We start from the raw sequence: 16337 nt of genomic DNA on the forward strand, positions 1-16337 counted from the left end.
GGCCGAGAAAAGTCGGACTTCACACACGCGCAGACCGGGTCAGTCTGTGGTTTGCTTAACCCATGGGTGAGGCAGTCAATTCCAAGCGGTACACGCCGGAAGAACGCACGCTGTATCGGGAGAAGCTCGCGGAGAACCTCGAGCTCTTCGACACGTATCTGCGCCATGCGGAGTTCAAGTCCGCGGGCACGATCGGTCTGGAGCTCGAACTCAACCTCATCGACTCCGACAATCAGCCGAGCCTGAACAACACGAAGGTCCTCGAGCGCCTCGACGATGAGTACCAGTCGGAGATCGGCGGGTTCAACCTCGAACTCAACCACCCGGTGCTGCAAGTGGCCGGGCGTGGGCTGAAGACGCTGGAAGCGGGCGTGGCGCACCGGCTGGGCAAGGCCCAGAAGGCCGCCGAGGCGGAAGGGCTGAAGGTCGCATCGATCGGGACTCTGCCGACCCTGAGCACCCAGTTCCTCACCGAAGAGACATGGATCACCGAAGAGAATCGCTACGAGGCGCTGAGCAACTCGATCGTCGACGCCCGGGGCGAGTACGTCCGCATCGAACTCGACGGCGAGGAGAAGTACAAGCACGAATTCTCCGATATCGCCCCGGAAGCATCCTGCACCTCGATGCAGCTGCACCTGCAGGTCGCACCCAACAAGTTCGCCGAGGCGTGGAACGCCTCCCAGGCGATCGCAGCAGCCCAGGTCGCGATGAGTGCGAACTCCCCACTGTTCGTCGGTCGCAAACTCTGGCACGAATCCCGGATTCCGGTGTTCACCCAGTCCATCGATACGCGCACCCCCGAACTTGTCAACCAGGGAGTTCGGCCCCGAGTCTGGTTCGGGGAGCGCTGGATCACGAGCGTCTTCGACCTCTTCGAAGAGAACGTCCGCTACTTCCCACCGCTGCTGCCCGAGATCAAGGACTTCGTCGAGTTCAGTTCGGCCGATGCTCCGAAGCTCTACGAACTCAACCTGCACAACGGCACCGTGTGGCGCTGGAACCGACCCATCTACGACTCCTCGGACTCCGGAGCCCATATCCGTGTGGAGAACCGACTGCTCCCAGCCGGCCCGACACCCGTCGACATGGTCGCCGATGCCGCTTTCTACTACGGTCTGGCCGAATTCCTCGTCGGAGAGAACCGCCCCGTGTGGTCGCGGATGTCCTTCAGGGAGGCGGAGGAGAACTTCTTCGCCTGCGCCAAGGACGGCATCCACGCGCGCGTGACCTGGCCGAAGATCGGCCACATCGATGTCGCGGATCTCGTACTCGATGTGCTCATTCCGCAGGCGCGCAGGGGGCTGAGCCGATTGGGCATCGACAAGGACGTCATCGAAGAGTACATGTCGATCATCGAAGGCCGGGCCGAGAAACGGACCAACGGTGCGACCTGGCAGCTGAAGATGCTTGACCGCCTGGCCCCGGACAGTGCGCCGGACTCACCGGAGCGCCGCGAAGGACTCAAACAGATGATGGACGCCTACGTGGCGAACCAGGCCTCCGGCGAACCCGTCCACACCTGGGACGTGCCCGTCTGAGCGTTTGCCTGTCCGAGCATTCGTCCGACCGCGGCGATGTGGGCCCGCTGCGGCGCAGGCACCAGCGGCGCAGCCCCGCTGGGGCGCAGACACCAACGGCGACGCGCGCATCCGACATCGCTTAGGTGGTCGAAATGGTGCGGTCGTGAGCAGCGCGATGCGTCCAAAAAGACCACTTAGGGCCCAATCAGGGACGGTCGGCCTCATGGAGGGGCAGTCAGAGGCGTTCGACCTCGACGAAGACGATGTCGTCGGTGCCATCGGGATTCGAGACCTCATGTTCGGATCCTGCGGCGCGTGTGTAGCTGACTCCTGCTTCGAGATCGGCGACGATCGACGTGCCATCCGAGTTCCGCACGTGCATCGCATCGGTGACCATCGGAATGACGACGTACTCATACTCATGTCTGTGCATCGGGATGACCCCATCAGGCTGGATCGTCCACCTGGTCACGCGGAAGACTCCGTTGTCGAGCTGGACCTCACTTGTCGAACCGGTGTTCTCATCGCTCATGATTGACACTCCTTCTGGTCGTCGCTGATGGTCTGCTCCTCACCCTAGCCTTCAGCACAACAGCATCCCAGCCCTGCACGTGACCCGTGGCACACAGGAACCGCCTCGACGGTTAGCATGAGCAGTATGCGATACCCCTATGCTGACATCGACGATGTCGAAGACGATATCCGCGAAACCATCCTGGCCGTGTCAGAGAAATCGGGCTTCGTGCCCAATGTCTTCCTCTCCCTGGCCCGGCGGCCGGCCGAGTTCCGAGCATTCTTCGCCTACTATGACGCTCTGATGGAGAAGGAGACCGGGAACCTGACCAAAGGTGACCGGGAGATGATCGTCACGGCCACCTCGGCGGTCAACAACTGCCTCTACTGCGTCGTCGCTCACGGAGCCGTGCTGCGGATCATGGAGAAGAAGCCCCTGGTCGCAGACCAGGTGGCAGTCAACTACCGGCAGGCCGACATCACCGACCGTCAGATGGCGATGCTCGACTTCGCGATGAGGGTCTGCACAGAGCCCTGGGCGCTCGGCGACGCTGACTTCGCGGCCCTGGCCGAACACGGGTTCGACGACGAGGACGCCTGGGACATCGGTGCCATCACCGGATTCTTCGGCCTGTCCAACCGCATGGCACACGTGGGCGGAATGATGCCCAACCCCGAGTTCTACCTCATGGGACGCGTCCCGCGCGAGAGGAGGTGACCGATGACCATGAGCACTCAGACGAGCGCACCCCGCGTCTCTGACCGGGCCGGACTCGTCCAGCCCTTCGCCGCCATGAATATCGTGGCCAAGGTCCAGGAGATGTCGCGCCAGGGCAAAGACACCATCGCCATGTGCCTGGGCGAACCGACCCAGGGTGCACCGGGGCCGGTGCGCAGGAGAGCCGCCGAGGTGGTCACCGACGGCACGAACCTCGGCTACTCTCCGATCTTCGGCATCCCTGAACTGCGCACGGCCATCGCCGGGCACTACCGCGACTGGTACGGCGTTGAGGTGCCCACGGAACGCATCGCCATCACCACGGGTTCCTCCGGTGCTTTCCAAACGGCCTTCCTGACCTGCTTCGACGCAGGTGACCGCGTCGCGCTCGCCCGCCCGGGCTACGGCGCATACAAGAACATCCTCGCCGCATTGAACTGCGAGATCGTCGAACTCGACTGCGGTGGAGACCATGGGTTCCAACCGACCGTCGAACTCCTCGAGCAGGCACATGCGCAGGCCCCGCTCAAGGGACTCATGCTCGCCTCGCCGGCGAATCCGACGGGGACGATGATCTCAGGCGACCACCTCGGCGAACTCATCTCCTGGTGCGCCGAACACGGTGTGCAGGTGATCTCCGACGAGATCTATCACGGCATCAGCTACATCGGCACGCGTGGTGAGACCGCGTTGGCCCATGATGACAATGCCATCGTCATCTCCTCGTTCTCGAAGTACTGGGCGATGACCGGATGGCGGCTCGGCTGGGCGATCCTGCCCGAAGAGCTGACTGATGCTGCCCAGAACGTGACCGGAAATCTGTCGCTGTGTGCCCCGGTTCCCGCCCAGTATGCGGCCGTGGCGGCCTTCACCGAGGAGTCCTATGCCGAATGCGAGGCGGCGGTCGAATCCTTCGCCCGTGCCCGCAAGCACGTTCTCGACGCCACTGCTGACCTGGGGTTCTCCGATATGGCCCCGCCCGATGGGGCGTTCTACATGTATGCCCGCATCGACGAGATCCTGCAGCGGTCGAGTGGCGACATCGTGACTGCGACCGATTGGTGTCAGGCGCTTCTCGAGGCCACCGGAGTCGCCTTGGCTCCGGGTGATGACTTCGACTCCCTCAACGGGTCGCGTTCGGTGCGGCTGTCGCTGGCTGTCGGTGCGGACAAGACCGCCGAGGCGCTCGACCGGATCCTTGACTTCATGCGATGACTTCGAACTCGGCCGCGGCCCATGGCGAGGAGCCGCCCGTACAGCCGCCTGCGTCCTCGGGGTCACCAGCCACCTCAGAACCGTCGCCTTCAGGGCTGCCGACACTGGGCATCATCGTGTCAGCACTGCTCCTGGGTTCGGCCGGTCTGTTCGTCATCCTTGCCGAGGCGAGTGCTCCGACCGCGGCATTTCTGCGCTGTTGGATCGCTGTCATCGTCTTGGCGCCCTTGGCGATCCTCGAGCTCCGACGCCATGGGCCCCTGCCGTCCAGGGCCCTCATCGTCGCAGCTGTCTCGGGTGCGGCACTGGGCATCGACTACGTGCTGTGGGCCCAGAGCGTCCTCGATGCTGGAGTCGGCGTCTCCACTGTCCTCATCAGCGTCCAGGTCATCGTATTCCCGGCACTGGTATGGGTCTTCGGAGGAACGCAGCCCGGGTGGCTGTTCATCACGTGCATTCCCATCATGATCATCGGCATGCTGCTGACCGGAGGCGTCTTCGGCGCCGATGAGGGAGCGGCGAATCCGGTGCGCGGCGCGATCTTCGGAGTGCTCTCGGGAATTCTCTACGGCGTCTACATCTTCGGTATCCACCACTGTCGGAAGGCGGCACCGAACTTCGTGGTCGCGCCCGTGGCGGTGGGCACCATTGCTGCGGGAGTGATGACAGCGATCGCCGGTGTCGCACTCGGCGGGCTCGACTTCGACCTGGGCTGGGACGGGTGGGCGTGGATGGTGGCGCTGGCCGTCTTCGGCCAGGCTCTGTCATGGGTGCTGCTGAGCATCTCGAGCCCGCTGGTGACGGTGTCGCGGACCGCTGCCCTCATGCTGCTCCAACCGCTGTCGGCCGTGGTCCTGGGCTCGGTCATCGCCGGAGAACGGCTGCAGTCGCCGCAGTGGATCGGTGCGGTGCTGGTCGTCGTGATCGTCTGGGTCGTCGGTGGTGGACCGGAGGCACTGCGCAGACGACGCTGATGGCGGGGCGAGGCCCGACGACTGATGTGTTCAGTGCTCGTGACCTTCGACGGTGTGGGCAAGAGCGTCGAGGATGATGTGAGCGACGTGGTCGTCCTTGAGCGAGTAGTAGGCTTCGCGGCCGATTCGGTTGACTCCGACGAGGTGGAGGCCGCGCAGGAACTTCAGGTGTTGGGAGACCAAGGGCTGCGAAAGCTCGGTGGACTCAACGATGTGCGTCACTGTCGCCTCACCGTGGGCGAGAACCAACAGCATCTTCAGCCTCGATGGTGTGGCCAGTGCCTTGAATAGGTCGGCGGTCTCTGAGATGGCTTCGAGATTGCCCTCGGGGTTGCGCAGGAGCTGCTTGACTGCGGCATTGACCGGGGTGGAATCTGAAGTGGAGGCCATGGATAGAGATTACCGGAAATTCTGCGGCGAACTCACCGTTCAGCTCAGGGCTTCGACGTCGTCCTGACTGCCGATGAGGTCGTCGGCCAGAGACTCCCACTGCTCATAGGCGTCAGGCAAGGCGGACCGTTGGACGGCCTGTGCCGCCTCGGTGGGGGCCATCGTGTGCCAACCATCGATCTGCACGAGTCCCGGGTTCTCGATGTCCGGGTTGATTCCGTAGAAGGACTTCGTGGCAAAGATGGGGTCGTTGAGGCGCTCCGGTTCACCCCAACCCTGCGACGGGCGCTGTTGGAACAGACCGATCGAGTCGCGGTCACCCGAGTCGAGGTTCCGCAGCGAGGATTCCTGGAGCGCGGTCATGAGAGCGATTCTGATGGCACGGTCATCGAAGTCGCCGCCGCGACCGATGCCGATGATCAGTCGGGCATTGTCGATCTGCTGTTCGGTCAGTTGATTCACTGAAGCCATCTGCATCTGCCTGATCGTAGTCGAGCCGAACGAGACCGGTGAGTTGACGATGACGACGGCGGCAAGGACCAAGGCCGCCACCGCTGCCCCGAAACCGATCAGGGCACCACGAAGCACGGACCGAGAGCCCTTGCGGTGTCGAGTCGTTCCAGCCATGAATATAACGATAATGCAACAAACTGAGGGATGCATGTGTCCACGCCGTGCCCTTTGTCACAGAACGGTCACGGAAGTGAACTTTTTTGTGTGCCTCGGAGGCGATGCTTCCTGTTCCAACTCTGCGACATCTCCTCAGGGCGAACCGACCAGCGTGCTGACTAAGATCGGATCATGATCTTCGTGAGACGACGCAACCCGAGATCTCGACTCTTCGGATGCCTGGTGGGTGTGATCGCGGCAGTCATCATGGTGGTCATTGTCATCGCAGTCGTCGCTGCAGTGGTTCTTGTGGGCGCTGGCACCGACAGGTCGGGCGGGAACTCAGACGCGGACTCGGGTGGGGGCGAGGCACCGAGCAGCGCCCCGGCCTCCCGCGGGCACTGGTCCAGCGGCGGCTGAGCAGCCGCGCGGGCCGGGTTGCTTCAGCTCTCAGTCCTGCTGCCGGCGACTGATCGCCGGGACAGTTCTCGAGATGGTGGTCTTTCGTTTCGCCATGGCCTTGACCTTGACACGATGTCAAGGGCTTCACTGGTCTCAAGGAGGTGGGATCAATGACCAACCCACACAGCACCACGCAGACATATGAGGGCCAGGAGCCCGTCATCGCGGCCTTGTCGTCGTCGAACCCGCAGCAGCGACTGCAGGCGGCGCTCTCCGTCGGAACCACCGCCGAGGATCGCCACCTCGGCGTTCTCGTCCAGCGGTGCAGAGTCGAACCGGACTTCTTCGTTCGTGACATGCTCACCTGGGCGATCACTCGGATGCCCGCCGAGGCGACTGTGCCGCTGCTCATCGTCGAGCTGAGCTCCGATGTGCCGCAGGCCCAGAGTCAGGCGCTGCACACATTGTCGAAGATCGGTGATCCCCGCGGCTGGGAGGCCATGGACCCGGGAGCTATCGGAGACAGTCTGATCGCTCACGCGGACACCGAGGTGGCCCGCAGCGCGTGGAGGGCTGCCGTGGCACTTGTCCCCGGTGATGATCGAGAGCGGTTGGCATTGTCCCTGGTCACACAGCTTGGGAGAGGTGGCATCGAGACGCAGAAGAGCCTCAGTCGAGCCCTCGTCTCTCTGGGTGAGGATCTCGTGTCAGTGCTCGATGGAAGACTGCAGGCAGAGGAAGAAACAGTGCGGACACACGCCATGGCGACTCGGGGGATGTTCACCGACCCGGATGCCGGCTTCGCTCACGCCTTGGGTGAAGCCAAGCGCGTGGTCGCACTGGGGTCCGAGGCGTCAGCATAGGTCGATTTTGGGAAGGGTCGACCGAGGCGGCACTGCCGGGCGGGGCAAGCTCGCGCAGTGCTGCGTGCGACACCTCGGGCTCCTTTCTCATGAACTGGATGCGCTGATGGCGCAGCCGCGACAGCGTGACCTGTCTATAGTGGAAGAGGGAGAGAGGTGCTGATGCTGATCGGCGAGGTGGCCAAACGGTCAGGCGTGAGCGCCCGCATGCTGCGGCACTATGAATCCTTGAGGCTCATCGATCCCAGTGGGCGCACCTCGAGCGGGTACCGCGAGTATTCCGCGGCCGATATCGGACGCATCTTCCACATCGAAGGGCTGCGCAAGCTCGGAATGTCGCTGGCAGAGATCGGGACTCTCCTCGATGATCCTGCGTTCGATCCGCGTCGTCTGATTCGCGAGCTGGTCGAGGCGTCGAGGCGACGCATCGCGGCCGAACAGGAGCTGCTCTCCCATCTCGAGCGCATCGACCGTCTCCACCATGCCGATGGGGAGGCGCTGCTGCTGACCATCGATCTCCTGCGTTCGCTGGAATCCGGCGATGTCATCCAGCGGCATCAGGCAGCACTGGGCAGCGGCGTCGACGGAACTGTGCCCGTGGAGTCCCTGTCGGCAGCCGTTCTCAACGAACCTGTGCTCAACGCTGCCGGGGCCATGCGCTGGGCCCTGGTCCAGTCGGGCCCCGAAGCGGTCCGCTATCTGGCGAAGGGAATGGACGACCTCTCCGTCGATGTCCGTCGCAACGCGCTTCTAGCGCTCGACGAGATTCGTCGCAATACAGGCAAGGACGAGCTCGGGCCCGTCGCTGAGGCGACCATCACCGAGGCGCTGCACTCCGGCCTCGGCGACACTGATTTTCAAGTGCGCAGCGGCGCCGCTCTTGTTCTGGGGCAGATGGGAGATCTCGCTGCAGTCGCGGACCTGCTCGAAATCGCGATGGAGGGCCCCAAGGACATCGAAGCCGCCGAGGCACTCGCCGCCTTCGTCAACGACGCCCCGGAAGAAGGAGAGCGTGCTGAGGTCGCGACGCGGATCATGTCGAATCTGCGTCGGCATGCGCGGTCGCCAGAGGCGATTATGCGGTTCCGAGTGCTGCAGGTCCTCATCGAGATTCCGGGTGCCGAGGTCGATGAGCTCATTGCCGAACTCAGCACCGACGAAAATCTTGAGGTCGCGGCGACGGCGACTGCGACCCTGAATCGCCGCCGCGATCATTAAACTTGTCCCATGACCTCCGGAACAACGACGCCCGAACCTGGGCCTGACAGCTCGGATGCCTCGTTGAACCGACGACAGAGGCAGCCGTTCGCATTCCGGCGCCACCGTTTCACCGTCACCGGGGTTCTCGATTACCTCTTCTTCCTCTTTGGGGGTGCTTCATCGACGTGGTTGGCGATGCTGATCCTGCTCGAGGGGTTCTCGCTCGGGTGGTGGCAGGTGCTGACCCTCCTCGTCTTCTGGGGAGTGGTCTCGTACCTGGCGCTTCCACGGCTGCATCGCATCCTCTCTCAGATCTACGTCCCGAACTATTTCATCGGTCGGGCTCGGACCTCGGACGGACTGCTCGGTGACCCGGTCAACCTCGCATGGCGCGGTGATGAAACGCAGATCCATCACGCGATGAAGGCTGCGGGCTGGATTCTTGCCGATGGCATCACACCAGCCTCAACCTGGGAGATCATCAGATCCACTCTGACGCGGCGAAGCTATCCCAAGGCGCCGGTGTCGCCCCTGCTGCTGTTCGGCAGGCGCCAGGACTTCGCCTATCAGCAGGAGGTCGACGGCGACCCCGGCCAGCGCCACCATGTGCGGTTCTGGAAGTGCCCGGCCGGTTGGATGCTGCCCGGTGGGCATCAGGCGGACTGGCTGGCGGCGGGCACCTATGACAAGAGCGTCGGGATCTCACTATTCACACTGCAGTTCACCCACAAGATCGAAGAGAACACCGATGTCGAACGTGACTACATCGTCGACACGGTGGCTTCGGCCGATGAGGCGATCGTCGTCCAGCACATTGAGGACTTCTCGACTGGTTATCACTCACGCAACGGTGGTGGGGACGCGATCATCACGGACGGGGATCTGCCGATCATCGAAGTCACCGAGGTGACCGCCGACGAAACAGATACTCCTGACCGACTTGAACTCGCCCTCGATGCGACTCAGATCTATTCCGACGCGCGGTCGGTCAGAGAAGTGACGAAGACCCTGTGGCACAAGCGGCCGCTGCAGACGGTCGTCGGTGCCGCCCTCGTCCTGGTTCTGCTCATCTTTCAGGCGTGGGATGTGCTGGGCACAGTGCTCGACTGGGATGGACTGCGCACCGAGGTCGTTGACTACAGCGAAGACATCGAAACTCTCGCCGATGAAACCGCAACACGGATCGTGGCAGGAATTCTCATCGGACTCAGCCTCCTCATCGGCTGCCTGCAGGTGATCGCGAGCATCTCCGTTTTCCGCGGCAGCAATCGGGCTCGATTGTGGATCCTGACTCTTTCCACGGTGTCCGTGATCGTGTCGATGACGAACTATTTCACGGGAGACCGCGACCTCGCGACCAACATGTACGTGCTGACGACGATCGCCATGCAGGTCGCCGTGCTGCTGTCGCTGTCCAGCGATTCCTCACGGCTCTTCACTCGTTTCAGCACCGCGGAGCTGCGAGCCGAACGTCAGGAGCAGGCGCTCGAGGACTGAGTGCCAGTTCCCGATTCGGCACAGAAATACCTGGACCGAGCAGAAAGCTGTGTATCCTGACGGCGACTGCATGACGGCGGGGCGAAGCTGCCGTCGGAACCGGACACCAGCGAAGAGGCGGAACCCCATGACCGAACCGACATCCAACTCACCTGCTCCCACTGAGGGGAATGCTGCCCCCGACGCCACGATCTTCGACACGATTGACCCGGCGCTCAAGGTGGTCAGTGCGGAAATCGAGATCGCAGCACCCGCCTCGGAAGTCTTCGACCTCATCGCGGACCCTGTCCGCCAGCCCGAATGGGACGGCAACGACAATCTGGGCACAGCCGCCCAAGGTCAGCGGCCGACCAGCGCCAGTGGATCCTTCATCACTACTTTGACCAAAGGCGTGGATCGAGAGAACCATATCGTCGCCTTCGAGGAGGGCAGGCTCATCGCCTGGAAACCCTCCGAGGTCGGTGGTGAACCGTTCGGCCAGAAGTGGACATGGGAGATCGAAGCAACAGGAGAACGCTCAAGCCTGGTTCGCCAAACCTATGACTGGACCGAATTGAGAGACCCCCTGCGACTGCCACGCGCGCAGTCGACGACGTCCGAGAATCTCTTGGCGTCGCTTGAGAGGCTCAAGACACTCGCCGAAAGCTGAAGCGAAAAGCTCCTCACCGAGGCCAGGCATCTGCCAAGCGTGAGAGCAGCTGAGCCAGGAGTGCACGCTCCTCATCGGTGAACCCATCAAGGGCCAGGTCGACACTCTCACGTTGGGCTCCCCGGAACCTGTTCGAGATCGCGCGACCCTTCTCCGTCAGCGCAATAAGAGTGCGACGGGCATCATCGGGATCGGCTTCACGTTGGAGCAGCCCCAGTTCGACGCCCTGTGACACGAGGCGGGAGGCGCGAGGCTGGTCGACGCCGATGGACTCGCCGATCGCACTGACGCCAAGTGATCGGTCGGCCTGAGCAAGGGCGATGAGCAGTCGCAGCTGCGCTCGCCCGCCGAAGTGGGCGCCGAATCTCCCTTTCCAGTCGTGTTCGTCCTCGTGCCGACCGCGATCACCGCCATGGCGACGCCTGTCCTCGCGTGCGTCCTCTTCGTGTCGATCGTGCTGGCTCTGTGGGGGTCGCTCATCCCCGCTGCTTTGGGGATGGCGGCCGCGACCGAACGGGAAGTCGCCCCGTCCTGGACCGCCGAACCCGGGATGGCCACCGAAACCAGCCGCACCGCCTGGCGGTCCGAATCCGCGCGGGCCACCGCCGGGGCCGCGCCTCCACTGCAGGCGTGTCAGCGCCTCGGCGATCCTCTGACTGGCATTGTCCGTGCCCTGGTCGCTGTCTCCCTGATTGCTCATACTCCGATTTTACATGTTGATTGACATGCACTCTAAATGCATGTCATGATACATGTACATGTCAGATGACAAGCAAAGGAGACGACATGAACTCGCACAACAACAGCGAACAGAATGACAACAACACCGGCAGTGGCCAGGAAGGTCGCGAGGACCGTGCAGGTGATCGAAGTGATATTCCCAGTCAGGAGAGTATGAATATGAATGATGGACACGAATTCGACGAGGCCGGCCCTGCCGAGAGTGGCCATTCCGACATGCGTGACGAGACCCCGGAGTTGTCGGACCTTCTCAAGCAGGCGAGCCGCCTGCTGCGCCGAAAAGTCTTTGCTGCGGCTGCTGCGGGGGAGTCGGGAAGCCGCGGCCAGACGATCTATGAACAGGTCGATGCGGTGATCGACGAGGCGCTGTCGGATGAGGAGCTCGAGTCTCTGACGGAGCATCTGGGCAAAATCGTTGACGCGCTCGGCGGGCATGCAGGGGGTGCAGGCGATGAATGGAATGATCGCCGAGAATTCGCCGCTCGGCGCGGCTTCGGGCCTGAATTCGGACCCGAGTTCGGACCCGGGCGCGGGCACGGATTCGGTCCTCGCCGCGACCGGGGCCAGCGTCATGAGTGGGCCTCGCGAGGTGGCTGGGACTCACCCGAGGAATGGGGCGATGGTATCGCAGACGAAGGCCGTTTCGTCCACCACCGCGGTCATGACGAGTGTGGACCAGGCAATCGCGGCGCCGACCACCGAGGTCGTGACCACGATGTTCGTGACTATCAAGACCGTGACCACTGTGGACATGACCACCGTGGACCTGGCCACCGCGCTGGCAGCCGACGCCGAGGCATGGGCAGGATGATCGGGGCTGCCTTCGACCACGGATTCGCAGCAGGCTACAAGCGCGGTGTCCGGTCCTGAATGCTCAAGGACTCAGAGCATTAACGGCTCAGCTGCGCTGGAGCACTGACTCCATCGCCTCGAGCACTGCAGGGTCCTCAATCGTCGAGGGCACGGCCGGGGAGTCGACTCCGTCGGCGATCTCGCGCATCGTCTTGCGCAGGATCTTCCCCGACCGAGTCTTCGGCAGGGCAGAGACGATATCGACCTGCTTGAAGGCGGCGACGGGGCCGATCTCCTTGCGCACCAGCGCCACGAGTTCGGCGATGACCGCATCCGGATCAGTCGCCTCGGCGGAATCACCGAGAACGACCAGTGCACGCGGATTCTGTCCCTTCGTGTCATCGTGAACGCCGATCACTGCGGTCTCCGTGACCGCAGGATGGGAGGCGATGACGGCCTCGATCATGCCCGTGGACAGGCGGTGGCCGGCGACGTTGATGACATCGTCGGTGCGGCCCATGACGAAGATGTATCCGTCTTCGTCGAGGTAGCCCGAGTCGCCGGTGAGGTAGTAGCCGTCGAACGCGGACAGATACGAGGACACGAATCTGGAGTCATCGCCCCAGACGGTGGCCATCGTCCCCGGCGGCAGGGGCAGCTTCATAACGATGAGGCCCTCCTCGCCGGCCGGCATCGGCTTACCGGTTGGATCGAGGACTTCGACCTGGAAGCCCGGCACCGGCTTCGTCGGGGACCCGGCTTTGAGGGGGAACTGAGTGAGACCGAGCGGATTGGCCGCGATCGGCCAGCCGGTCTCCGTCTGCCACCAGTTGTCGACGACGGGAATGTCCCGACCGGTCGCCTCGGCGAGGATCTTCGTCGTCCACTCATAGGTGTCCGGGTCGAGGCGTTCACCGGCGAGGAATGAGGCCCGCAGGCTGGAGAGGTCGTACTTCTTGATGAGCTCGCCGTTCGGATCTTCCTTGCGGACGACGCGCATGGCCGTCGGCGCCGTGAAGTGAACGTTGACCCCGTGGTCTTCGATGATGCGGAAGAAGGTGCCCGCATCGGGGGTGCCGATCGGTTTGCCCTCGAACAGGACCGAAGTGACTCCGGCCAGCAGCGGCGCGTAGACGATATAGGTGTGGCCGACGACCCAGCCGACGTCGGATGCGGTGAACATCGTGTCGCCGGGATTGAGTCCGAAGATATTGGGCATCGAGAAGGCCGATGCCACCGCGTAGCCGCCGGAATCGCGCACGATGCCCTTCGGCTTGCCCGTCGTACCGGAGGTGTAGAGGACGTAGAGCTCGTCGGCGGCCATGACGGTGACCGGATCAATGCCCTCGGGAGTGTTCGCGAGCAGTTCGGCGTAGTCGAGATCGTTCTCGCCCATCTCGCAGCGGTGCTCGTCACGTTGGACGATGACGGTGAACTCGGGTTTGTTCTCGGCGATGTCGATCGCCTCGTCAACCATGGGCTTGTACTCGAGGATGCGACTCTTCTCGACCCCGCACGAGGTGGAGATGACAGCCTTCGGTGAGGTGTCGTCGATGCGAACAGCCAGCTCGTTGGGGGCGAATCCGCCGAAGACCACCGAGTGGATCGCGCCGATGCGGGCACAGGCGAGCATGGCGACAGCGGCCTCGGGGACCATCGGCATGTAGATGATGACCCGATCGCCCTTGACCACGCCCTTGTCGGACAGCGCCCTGGCGAAACGGGAGACCTCATCGAGGAGTTCTGAGTATGTGATCGTGCGAATCGTGTCGGTGACAGGCGAGTCGTAGATGATGGCCGGCTGTTCTCCGCGTCCGGCCGCTACATGGCGGTCGACGGCGTTGAAGCACACATTGAGCTCGCCGTCGGGGAACCAGCGGTAGATGGGGGCGTTCGCATCGTCGACTGCGCGAGTCGGTTCGGTGACCCAGTCGATGTGTCGCTTGGCCTGGTCGAGCCAGAACTCTTCAGGATCGGCATCGATGCGAGCGATGACGTCGTCGTAGCTGGGGGGCTGGTCCTGTGCGATCGTGTTCATGGTTCCATTGTGACCCATGGCACAACGCCCAGGGGGCGCGGGGTCAGGTGATTGTGGGGTCCGCGATGGTTGCGCGGGAGCCGTTTGGGGGTTAGGGCACCCCTGCCTCCGTAGCGGGCCCGACCGATCTGCGTCTGGTGGTGGTTCGGACAGGCCGGCCATCTGCACGGTCGTCACAGCAATTGGCTGAGCTCAGACGGCTCACGACAGATATCTGCCGACATCGCCTGATTGCGTTCGCAGACAAGGCACAATGGAGACATGAGATACCTCGTTGCTCTGATCATCGGAATCGGCGTCCTGTTCGGCATCAACTTCTTTGCCGACCTCTTCTCCATGCCGCGTCCGTGGGGTTCGCTGCTGATGGGTGCCATAGTCGGCATCACTATGGTGGTAGTCCTCCTGATTTGGGAAGTCGTCAAGCCGAGCCACAGGGACACAGCTCCTGCGAAGCCCGCGATGAGCGAGGAGGAGCGCGCGAATGCACGCGCCGAACGGCGTGCTCGATTGGCTGCCGATGCGGGCGTGAGCATCGATGATGACGAAGGATCAGGGGCGAAGGCGAAAGCCTCATCCACGGAGCCGAGGGTCCCACCGATACCACCCGCGGCGAACGAAGCAGTGGCGAAGAAGGCCGAGGTGTCACCGGATGCGGATGAGTCCTCGATCGAAGCTGAACCCAAAGACACCGAACGCAGCAGCAGCGACCATAATGACAGCGGGTCAAACGACAGCGAGTCGCAAGTCCCAGAGGTCGGCAGGTCAGAAGAGCCCGATAGTCTCACACACGATGAGTCGATGGTCAATGAGCCGAGGGCTCGCACAGAGGATGAAGTCGATGCAGAGACGGCGGGGTCGTCATTGGAGAACCCTCCGACCGGCGAACCGGGAATCTCCGTAGATGCGCTGAACGGTTCGGAGCCCGCACCGGCTGACGGCCGCGAGAGCGTCGATGATACCGACGACCCTTCTGGGAATGACGGAACCTCGAAGTACTGAATAGGTTTCGCAGTGCGACGCGATCGCTCGTTGATGAGGGCAGTCGATCGATCTACTATCGAGAGATAGCGCACGGATATCCACGACGGGCGCAACGAGGTACAGCCCGTCGGCCTTTGCTGGACGAGGAGGGCGACCATGGCGGTTGAACAATATGTCGAATCGTATCGACAGCTGAGCGGGACAATTCACGATTCCGGACTGCTGCGACGACGCCGGGGCTTCTATCTCACCAGAATCATCATCTGGCTGCTGGCGCTGGCGGGTCTGCTCGCCGCTGTCGTCATCTTCGGCGCCACCTGGTTTCAGCTGATCACTGCCGGCCTGATCGGAATGGTCATGGCGCAGCTCGGCTTCCTCTCGCATGAGGCCGCTCATCGTGAGATCTTCGCGTCCAGGGAGCTCAACGAGTGGACGTCGCGCATCATCGCCGGACTGTTCATGGGGCTGAGCTTCAGCTGGTGGATGGCCAAGCACAATACGCATCATGCGTACCCCAATCAGGAGGGTGAGGACCCGGACATCGAGTCCAACCTGATAGCAATGACACCCAATGCGGCCGGCCGGAGGAGGGGGTTCGGTGCCTTCCTCGCCAGTCATCAGGGTGCCTTCTTCGTTCCGCTTCTGTTTCTGGAAGGGGCGAATCTTCACTATGCGTCATTGAAGACTCTATTCACTGCCCCGAACGTGCCGCACCGGGTGACGGAGATCGTGCTGATCGCGATCCGATTTGGTGCCTACTTGACGTTGCTCTTTCTGGTGCTGCCGTTCGGAATGGCGTGCGCGTTCTTCGGGGTCCAGATCGGATTCTTCGGAATCCTGCTGGGCGGTGCCTTCGCGCTCAATCACATCGGAATGCCCACTGTGGAAAAGGGCATGCATATTGATTTCCTGCGCAGGCAGGTTGTCATGTCCCGGAACATCAAAGACGGGCCGGTGGCACGGTTTCTGCTGGGCGGCCTGCAGTTCCAGATCGAACACCACCTGTTCCCGGCGGCTCCGCGTCCCAGTCTTCCCGTGATGCAGACGATCGTCCGTGAGCATTGCGCCAAGCACGACATACCGTATACGGAGAGAACTCTCACCGAGGCTGCCGCCACGGTGATCGCCTATCTCAGTCAGGTCGGTGTGAAGGGTCAGGACCCCTATACGTGCCCTCTTGTGCGACGCTATCGGGGCTGAGGCTCCTGCCGAGCTCCGACCGAACAGACACG

17 protein-coding genes are annotated in these 16337 nt (G+C 62.9%); 12 read left to right on the top strand and 5 right to left on the bottom strand.

Features of this window, described 5'->3' with window-relative positions; genetic code table 11:
* Positions 1 to 62: 62 nt before the first annotated feature.
* Positions 63 to 1541: a glutamate-cysteine ligase family protein gene (locus JFC13_RS03750; protein WP_198395780.1), complete on the top strand. Its 1479-nt coding sequence runs from the start codon at positions 63 to 65 to the stop codon at positions 1539 to 1541.
* Positions 1542 to 1758: 217 nt separating this feature from the next.
* Here JFC13_RS03750 and JFC13_RS03755 read toward each other — a convergent pair whose 3' ends face one another.
* Entirely contained in the window at positions 1759 to 2055 is a 297-nt protein-coding gene (locus JFC13_RS03755) for a cupin domain-containing protein (protein WP_198395781.1), read from the bottom strand.
* 117 nt (positions 2056 to 2172) lie between these two features.
* On the opposite strand from JFC13_RS03755, the gene JFC13_RS03760 reads away from it, so the two are divergent.
* Genes JFC13_RS03760 through JFC13_RS03770 form a run of 3 tightly spaced genes read left to right on the top strand, consistent with a single transcriptional unit; the run spans position 2173 to position 4943 of the window.
* Positions 2173 to 2754, top strand: a complete 582-nt coding sequence (locus JFC13_RS03760; RefSeq protein ID WP_232488170.1) for a peroxidase-related enzyme — start codon at positions 2173 to 2175, stop codon at positions 2752 to 2754.
* A gap of 9 nt (positions 2755 to 2763) precedes the next feature.
* A complete protein-coding gene (locus JFC13_RS03765; protein WP_198396071.1) occupies positions 2764 to 3969 on the top strand; it encodes a pyridoxal phosphate-dependent aminotransferase in 1206 nt (401 codons plus the stop codon).
* Positions 3966 to 4943: a DMT family transporter gene (locus JFC13_RS03770; RefSeq protein WP_198395782.1), complete on the top strand. Its 978-nt coding sequence runs from the start codon at positions 3966 to 3968 to the stop codon at positions 4941 to 4943. The genes JFC13_RS03765 and JFC13_RS03770 overlap by 4 nt, the downstream gene beginning before the upstream one ends.
* Positions 4944 to 4973: 30 nt before the next feature.
* Here the strand turns inward: JFC13_RS03770 and JFC13_RS03775 are convergent, their stop codons facing one another.
* On the bottom strand, positions 4974 to 5333 hold the full coding sequence (locus tag JFC13_RS03775; RefSeq protein ID WP_143923918.1) for an ArsR/SmtB family transcription factor: 360 nt from the start codon (positions 5331 to 5333) through the stop codon (positions 4974 to 4976).
* 39 nt (positions 5334 to 5372) lie between these two features.
* Positions 5373 to 5960 carry a peptidoglycan-binding protein gene (locus tag JFC13_RS03780; protein ID WP_232488171.1) on the bottom strand — a complete coding sequence of 196 codons (588 nt, stop codon included), beginning with the start codon at positions 5958 to 5960 and terminating at the stop codon, positions 5373 to 5375.
* A 174-nt stretch (positions 5961 to 6134) separates the two neighbouring features.
* Between JFC13_RS03780 and JFC13_RS03785 the strand changes: the two genes are divergently transcribed.
* The 5 genes from JFC13_RS03785 to JFC13_RS03805 all read left to right on the top strand — a co-directional run bounded on the left by JFC13_RS03785 (position 6135) and on the right by JFC13_RS03805 (position 10553).
* Entirely contained in the window at positions 6135 to 6362 is a 228-nt protein-coding gene (locus tag JFC13_RS03785) for a hypothetical protein (RefSeq protein ID WP_198395783.1), read from the top strand.
* 152 nt (positions 6363 to 6514) lie between these two features.
* A complete protein-coding gene (locus JFC13_RS03790; RefSeq protein ID WP_198395784.1) occupies positions 6515 to 7207 on the top strand; it encodes a HEAT repeat domain-containing protein in 693 nt (230 codons plus the stop codon).
* 162 nt (positions 7208 to 7369) lie between these two features.
* A complete protein-coding gene (locus JFC13_RS03795) occupies positions 7370 to 8425 on the top strand; it encodes a MerR family transcriptional regulator (RefSeq protein ID WP_198396073.1) in 1056 nt (351 codons plus the stop codon).
* A 9-nt stretch (positions 8426 to 8434) separates the two neighbouring features.
* Entirely contained in the window at positions 8435 to 9904 is a 1470-nt protein-coding gene (locus JFC13_RS03800) for an LssY C-terminal domain-containing protein (RefSeq protein WP_198395785.1), read from the top strand.
* A 127-nt stretch (positions 9905 to 10031) separates the two neighbouring features.
* Complete coding sequence (locus JFC13_RS03805) at positions 10032 to 10553, top strand: SRPBCC family protein (RefSeq protein ID WP_198395786.1); 522 nt, start codon at positions 10032 to 10034, stop codon at positions 10551 to 10553.
* Between the two features lie 13 nt (positions 10554 to 10566).
* Here the strand turns inward: JFC13_RS03805 and JFC13_RS19245 are convergent, their stop codons facing one another.
* Positions 10567 to 11253, bottom strand: a complete 687-nt coding sequence (locus JFC13_RS19245) for a MarR family winged helix-turn-helix transcriptional regulator (protein ID WP_232488172.1) — start codon at positions 11251 to 11253, stop codon at positions 10567 to 10569.
* 200 nt (positions 11254 to 11453) lie between these two features.
* On the opposite strand from JFC13_RS19245, the gene JFC13_RS19250 reads away from it, so the two are divergent.
* On the top strand, positions 11454 to 12164 hold the full coding sequence (locus JFC13_RS19250; protein WP_232488173.1) for a hypothetical protein: 711 nt from the start codon (positions 11454 to 11456) through the stop codon (positions 12162 to 12164).
* A gap of 28 nt (positions 12165 to 12192) precedes the next feature.
* Here JFC13_RS19250 and JFC13_RS03820 read toward each other — a convergent pair whose 3' ends face one another.
* Positions 12193 to 14124 carry an acetate--CoA ligase gene (locus JFC13_RS03820; protein ID WP_198395787.1) on the bottom strand — a complete coding sequence of 644 codons (1932 nt, stop codon included), beginning with the start codon at positions 14122 to 14124 and terminating at the stop codon, positions 12193 to 12195.
* 261 nt (positions 14125 to 14385) lie between these two features.
* On the opposite strand from JFC13_RS03820, the gene JFC13_RS03825 reads away from it, so the two are divergent.
* Both JFC13_RS03825 and JFC13_RS03830 read left to right on the top strand, forming a co-directional pair.
* Positions 14386 to 15123, top strand: a complete 738-nt coding sequence (locus JFC13_RS03825; RefSeq protein WP_198395788.1) for a prolipoprotein diacylglyceryl transferase — start codon at positions 14386 to 14388, stop codon at positions 15121 to 15123.
* Between the two features lie 138 nt (positions 15124 to 15261).
* The gene (locus JFC13_RS03830) at positions 15262 to 16305 is read left to right on the top strand and encodes a fatty acid desaturase family protein (RefSeq protein ID WP_198395789.1); all 1044 of its coding nucleotides are present in this window, start codon (positions 15262 to 15264) and stop codon (positions 16303 to 16305) included.
* Positions 16306 to 16337: the final 32 nt, after the last annotated feature.

Source organism: Brevibacterium antiquum (assembly GCF_016107655.1).
In the GTDB taxonomy this organism is placed as follows: domain Bacteria; phylum Actinomycetota; class Actinomycetes; order Actinomycetales; family Brevibacteriaceae; genus Brevibacterium; species Brevibacterium antiquum.

Bases quoted from the DNA above. Each gene is read 5' to 3' on its own strand.
- JFC13_RS03770 (WP_198395782.1), top strand. From the start codon at position 3,966: ATGACTTCGAACTCGGCCGCGGCCCATGGCGAGGAGCCGCCCGTACAG.
- JFC13_RS03825 (WP_198395788.1), top strand. From the start codon at position 14,386: ATGAGATACCTCGTTGCTCTGATCATCGGAATCGGCGTCCTGTTCGGC.
- JFC13_RS03805 (WP_198395786.1), top strand. From the start codon at position 10,032: ATGACCGAACCGACATCCAACTCACCTGCTCCCACTGAGGGGAATGCT.
- JFC13_RS03775 (WP_143923918.1), bottom strand. From the start codon at position 5,333: ATGGCCTCCACTTCAGATTCCACCCCGGTCAATGCCGCAGTCAAGCAG.
- JFC13_RS03750 (WP_198395780.1), top strand. From the start codon at position 63: ATGGGTGAGGCAGTCAATTCCAAGCGGTACACGCCGGAAGAACGCACG.
- JFC13_RS03760 (WP_232488170.1), top strand. From the start codon at position 2,173: ATGAGCAGTATGCGATACCCCTATGCTGACATCGACGATGTCGAAGAC.
- JFC13_RS03820 (WP_198395787.1), bottom strand. From the start codon at position 14,124: ATGAACACGATCGCACAGGACCAGCCCCCCAGCTACGACGACGTCATC.
- JFC13_RS03785 (WP_198395783.1), top strand. From the start codon at position 6,135: ATGATCTTCGTGAGACGACGCAACCCGAGATCTCGACTCTTCGGATGC.
- JFC13_RS03790 (WP_198395784.1), top strand. From the start codon at position 6,515: ATGACCAACCCACACAGCACCACGCAGACATATGAGGGCCAGGAGCCC.
- JFC13_RS03765 (WP_198396071.1), top strand. From the start codon at position 2,764: ATGAGCACTCAGACGAGCGCACCCCGCGTCTCTGACCGGGCCGGACTC.
- JFC13_RS19250 (WP_232488173.1), top strand. From the start codon at position 11,454: ATGAATGATGGACACGAATTCGACGAGGCCGGCCCTGCCGAGAGTGGC.
- JFC13_RS03795 (WP_198396073.1), top strand. From the start codon at position 7,370: ATGCTGATCGGCGAGGTGGCCAAACGGTCAGGCGTGAGCGCCCGCATG.
- JFC13_RS03780 (WP_232488171.1), bottom strand. From the start codon at position 5,960: ATGGCTGGAACGACTCGACACCGCAAGGGCTCTCGGTCCGTGCTTCGT.
- JFC13_RS03755 (WP_198395781.1), bottom strand. From the start codon at position 2,055: ATGAGCGATGAGAACACCGGTTCGACAAGTGAGGTCCAGCTCGACAAC.
- JFC13_RS19245 (WP_232488172.1), bottom strand. From the start codon at position 11,253: ATGAGCAATCAGGGAGACAGCGACCAGGGCACGGACAATGCCAGTCAG.
- JFC13_RS03800 (WP_198395785.1), top strand. From the start codon at position 8,435: ATGACCTCCGGAACAACGACGCCCGAACCTGGGCCTGACAGCTCGGAT.
- JFC13_RS03830 (WP_198395789.1), top strand. From the start codon at position 15,262: ATGGCGGTTGAACAATATGTCGAATCGTATCGACAGCTGAGCGGGACA.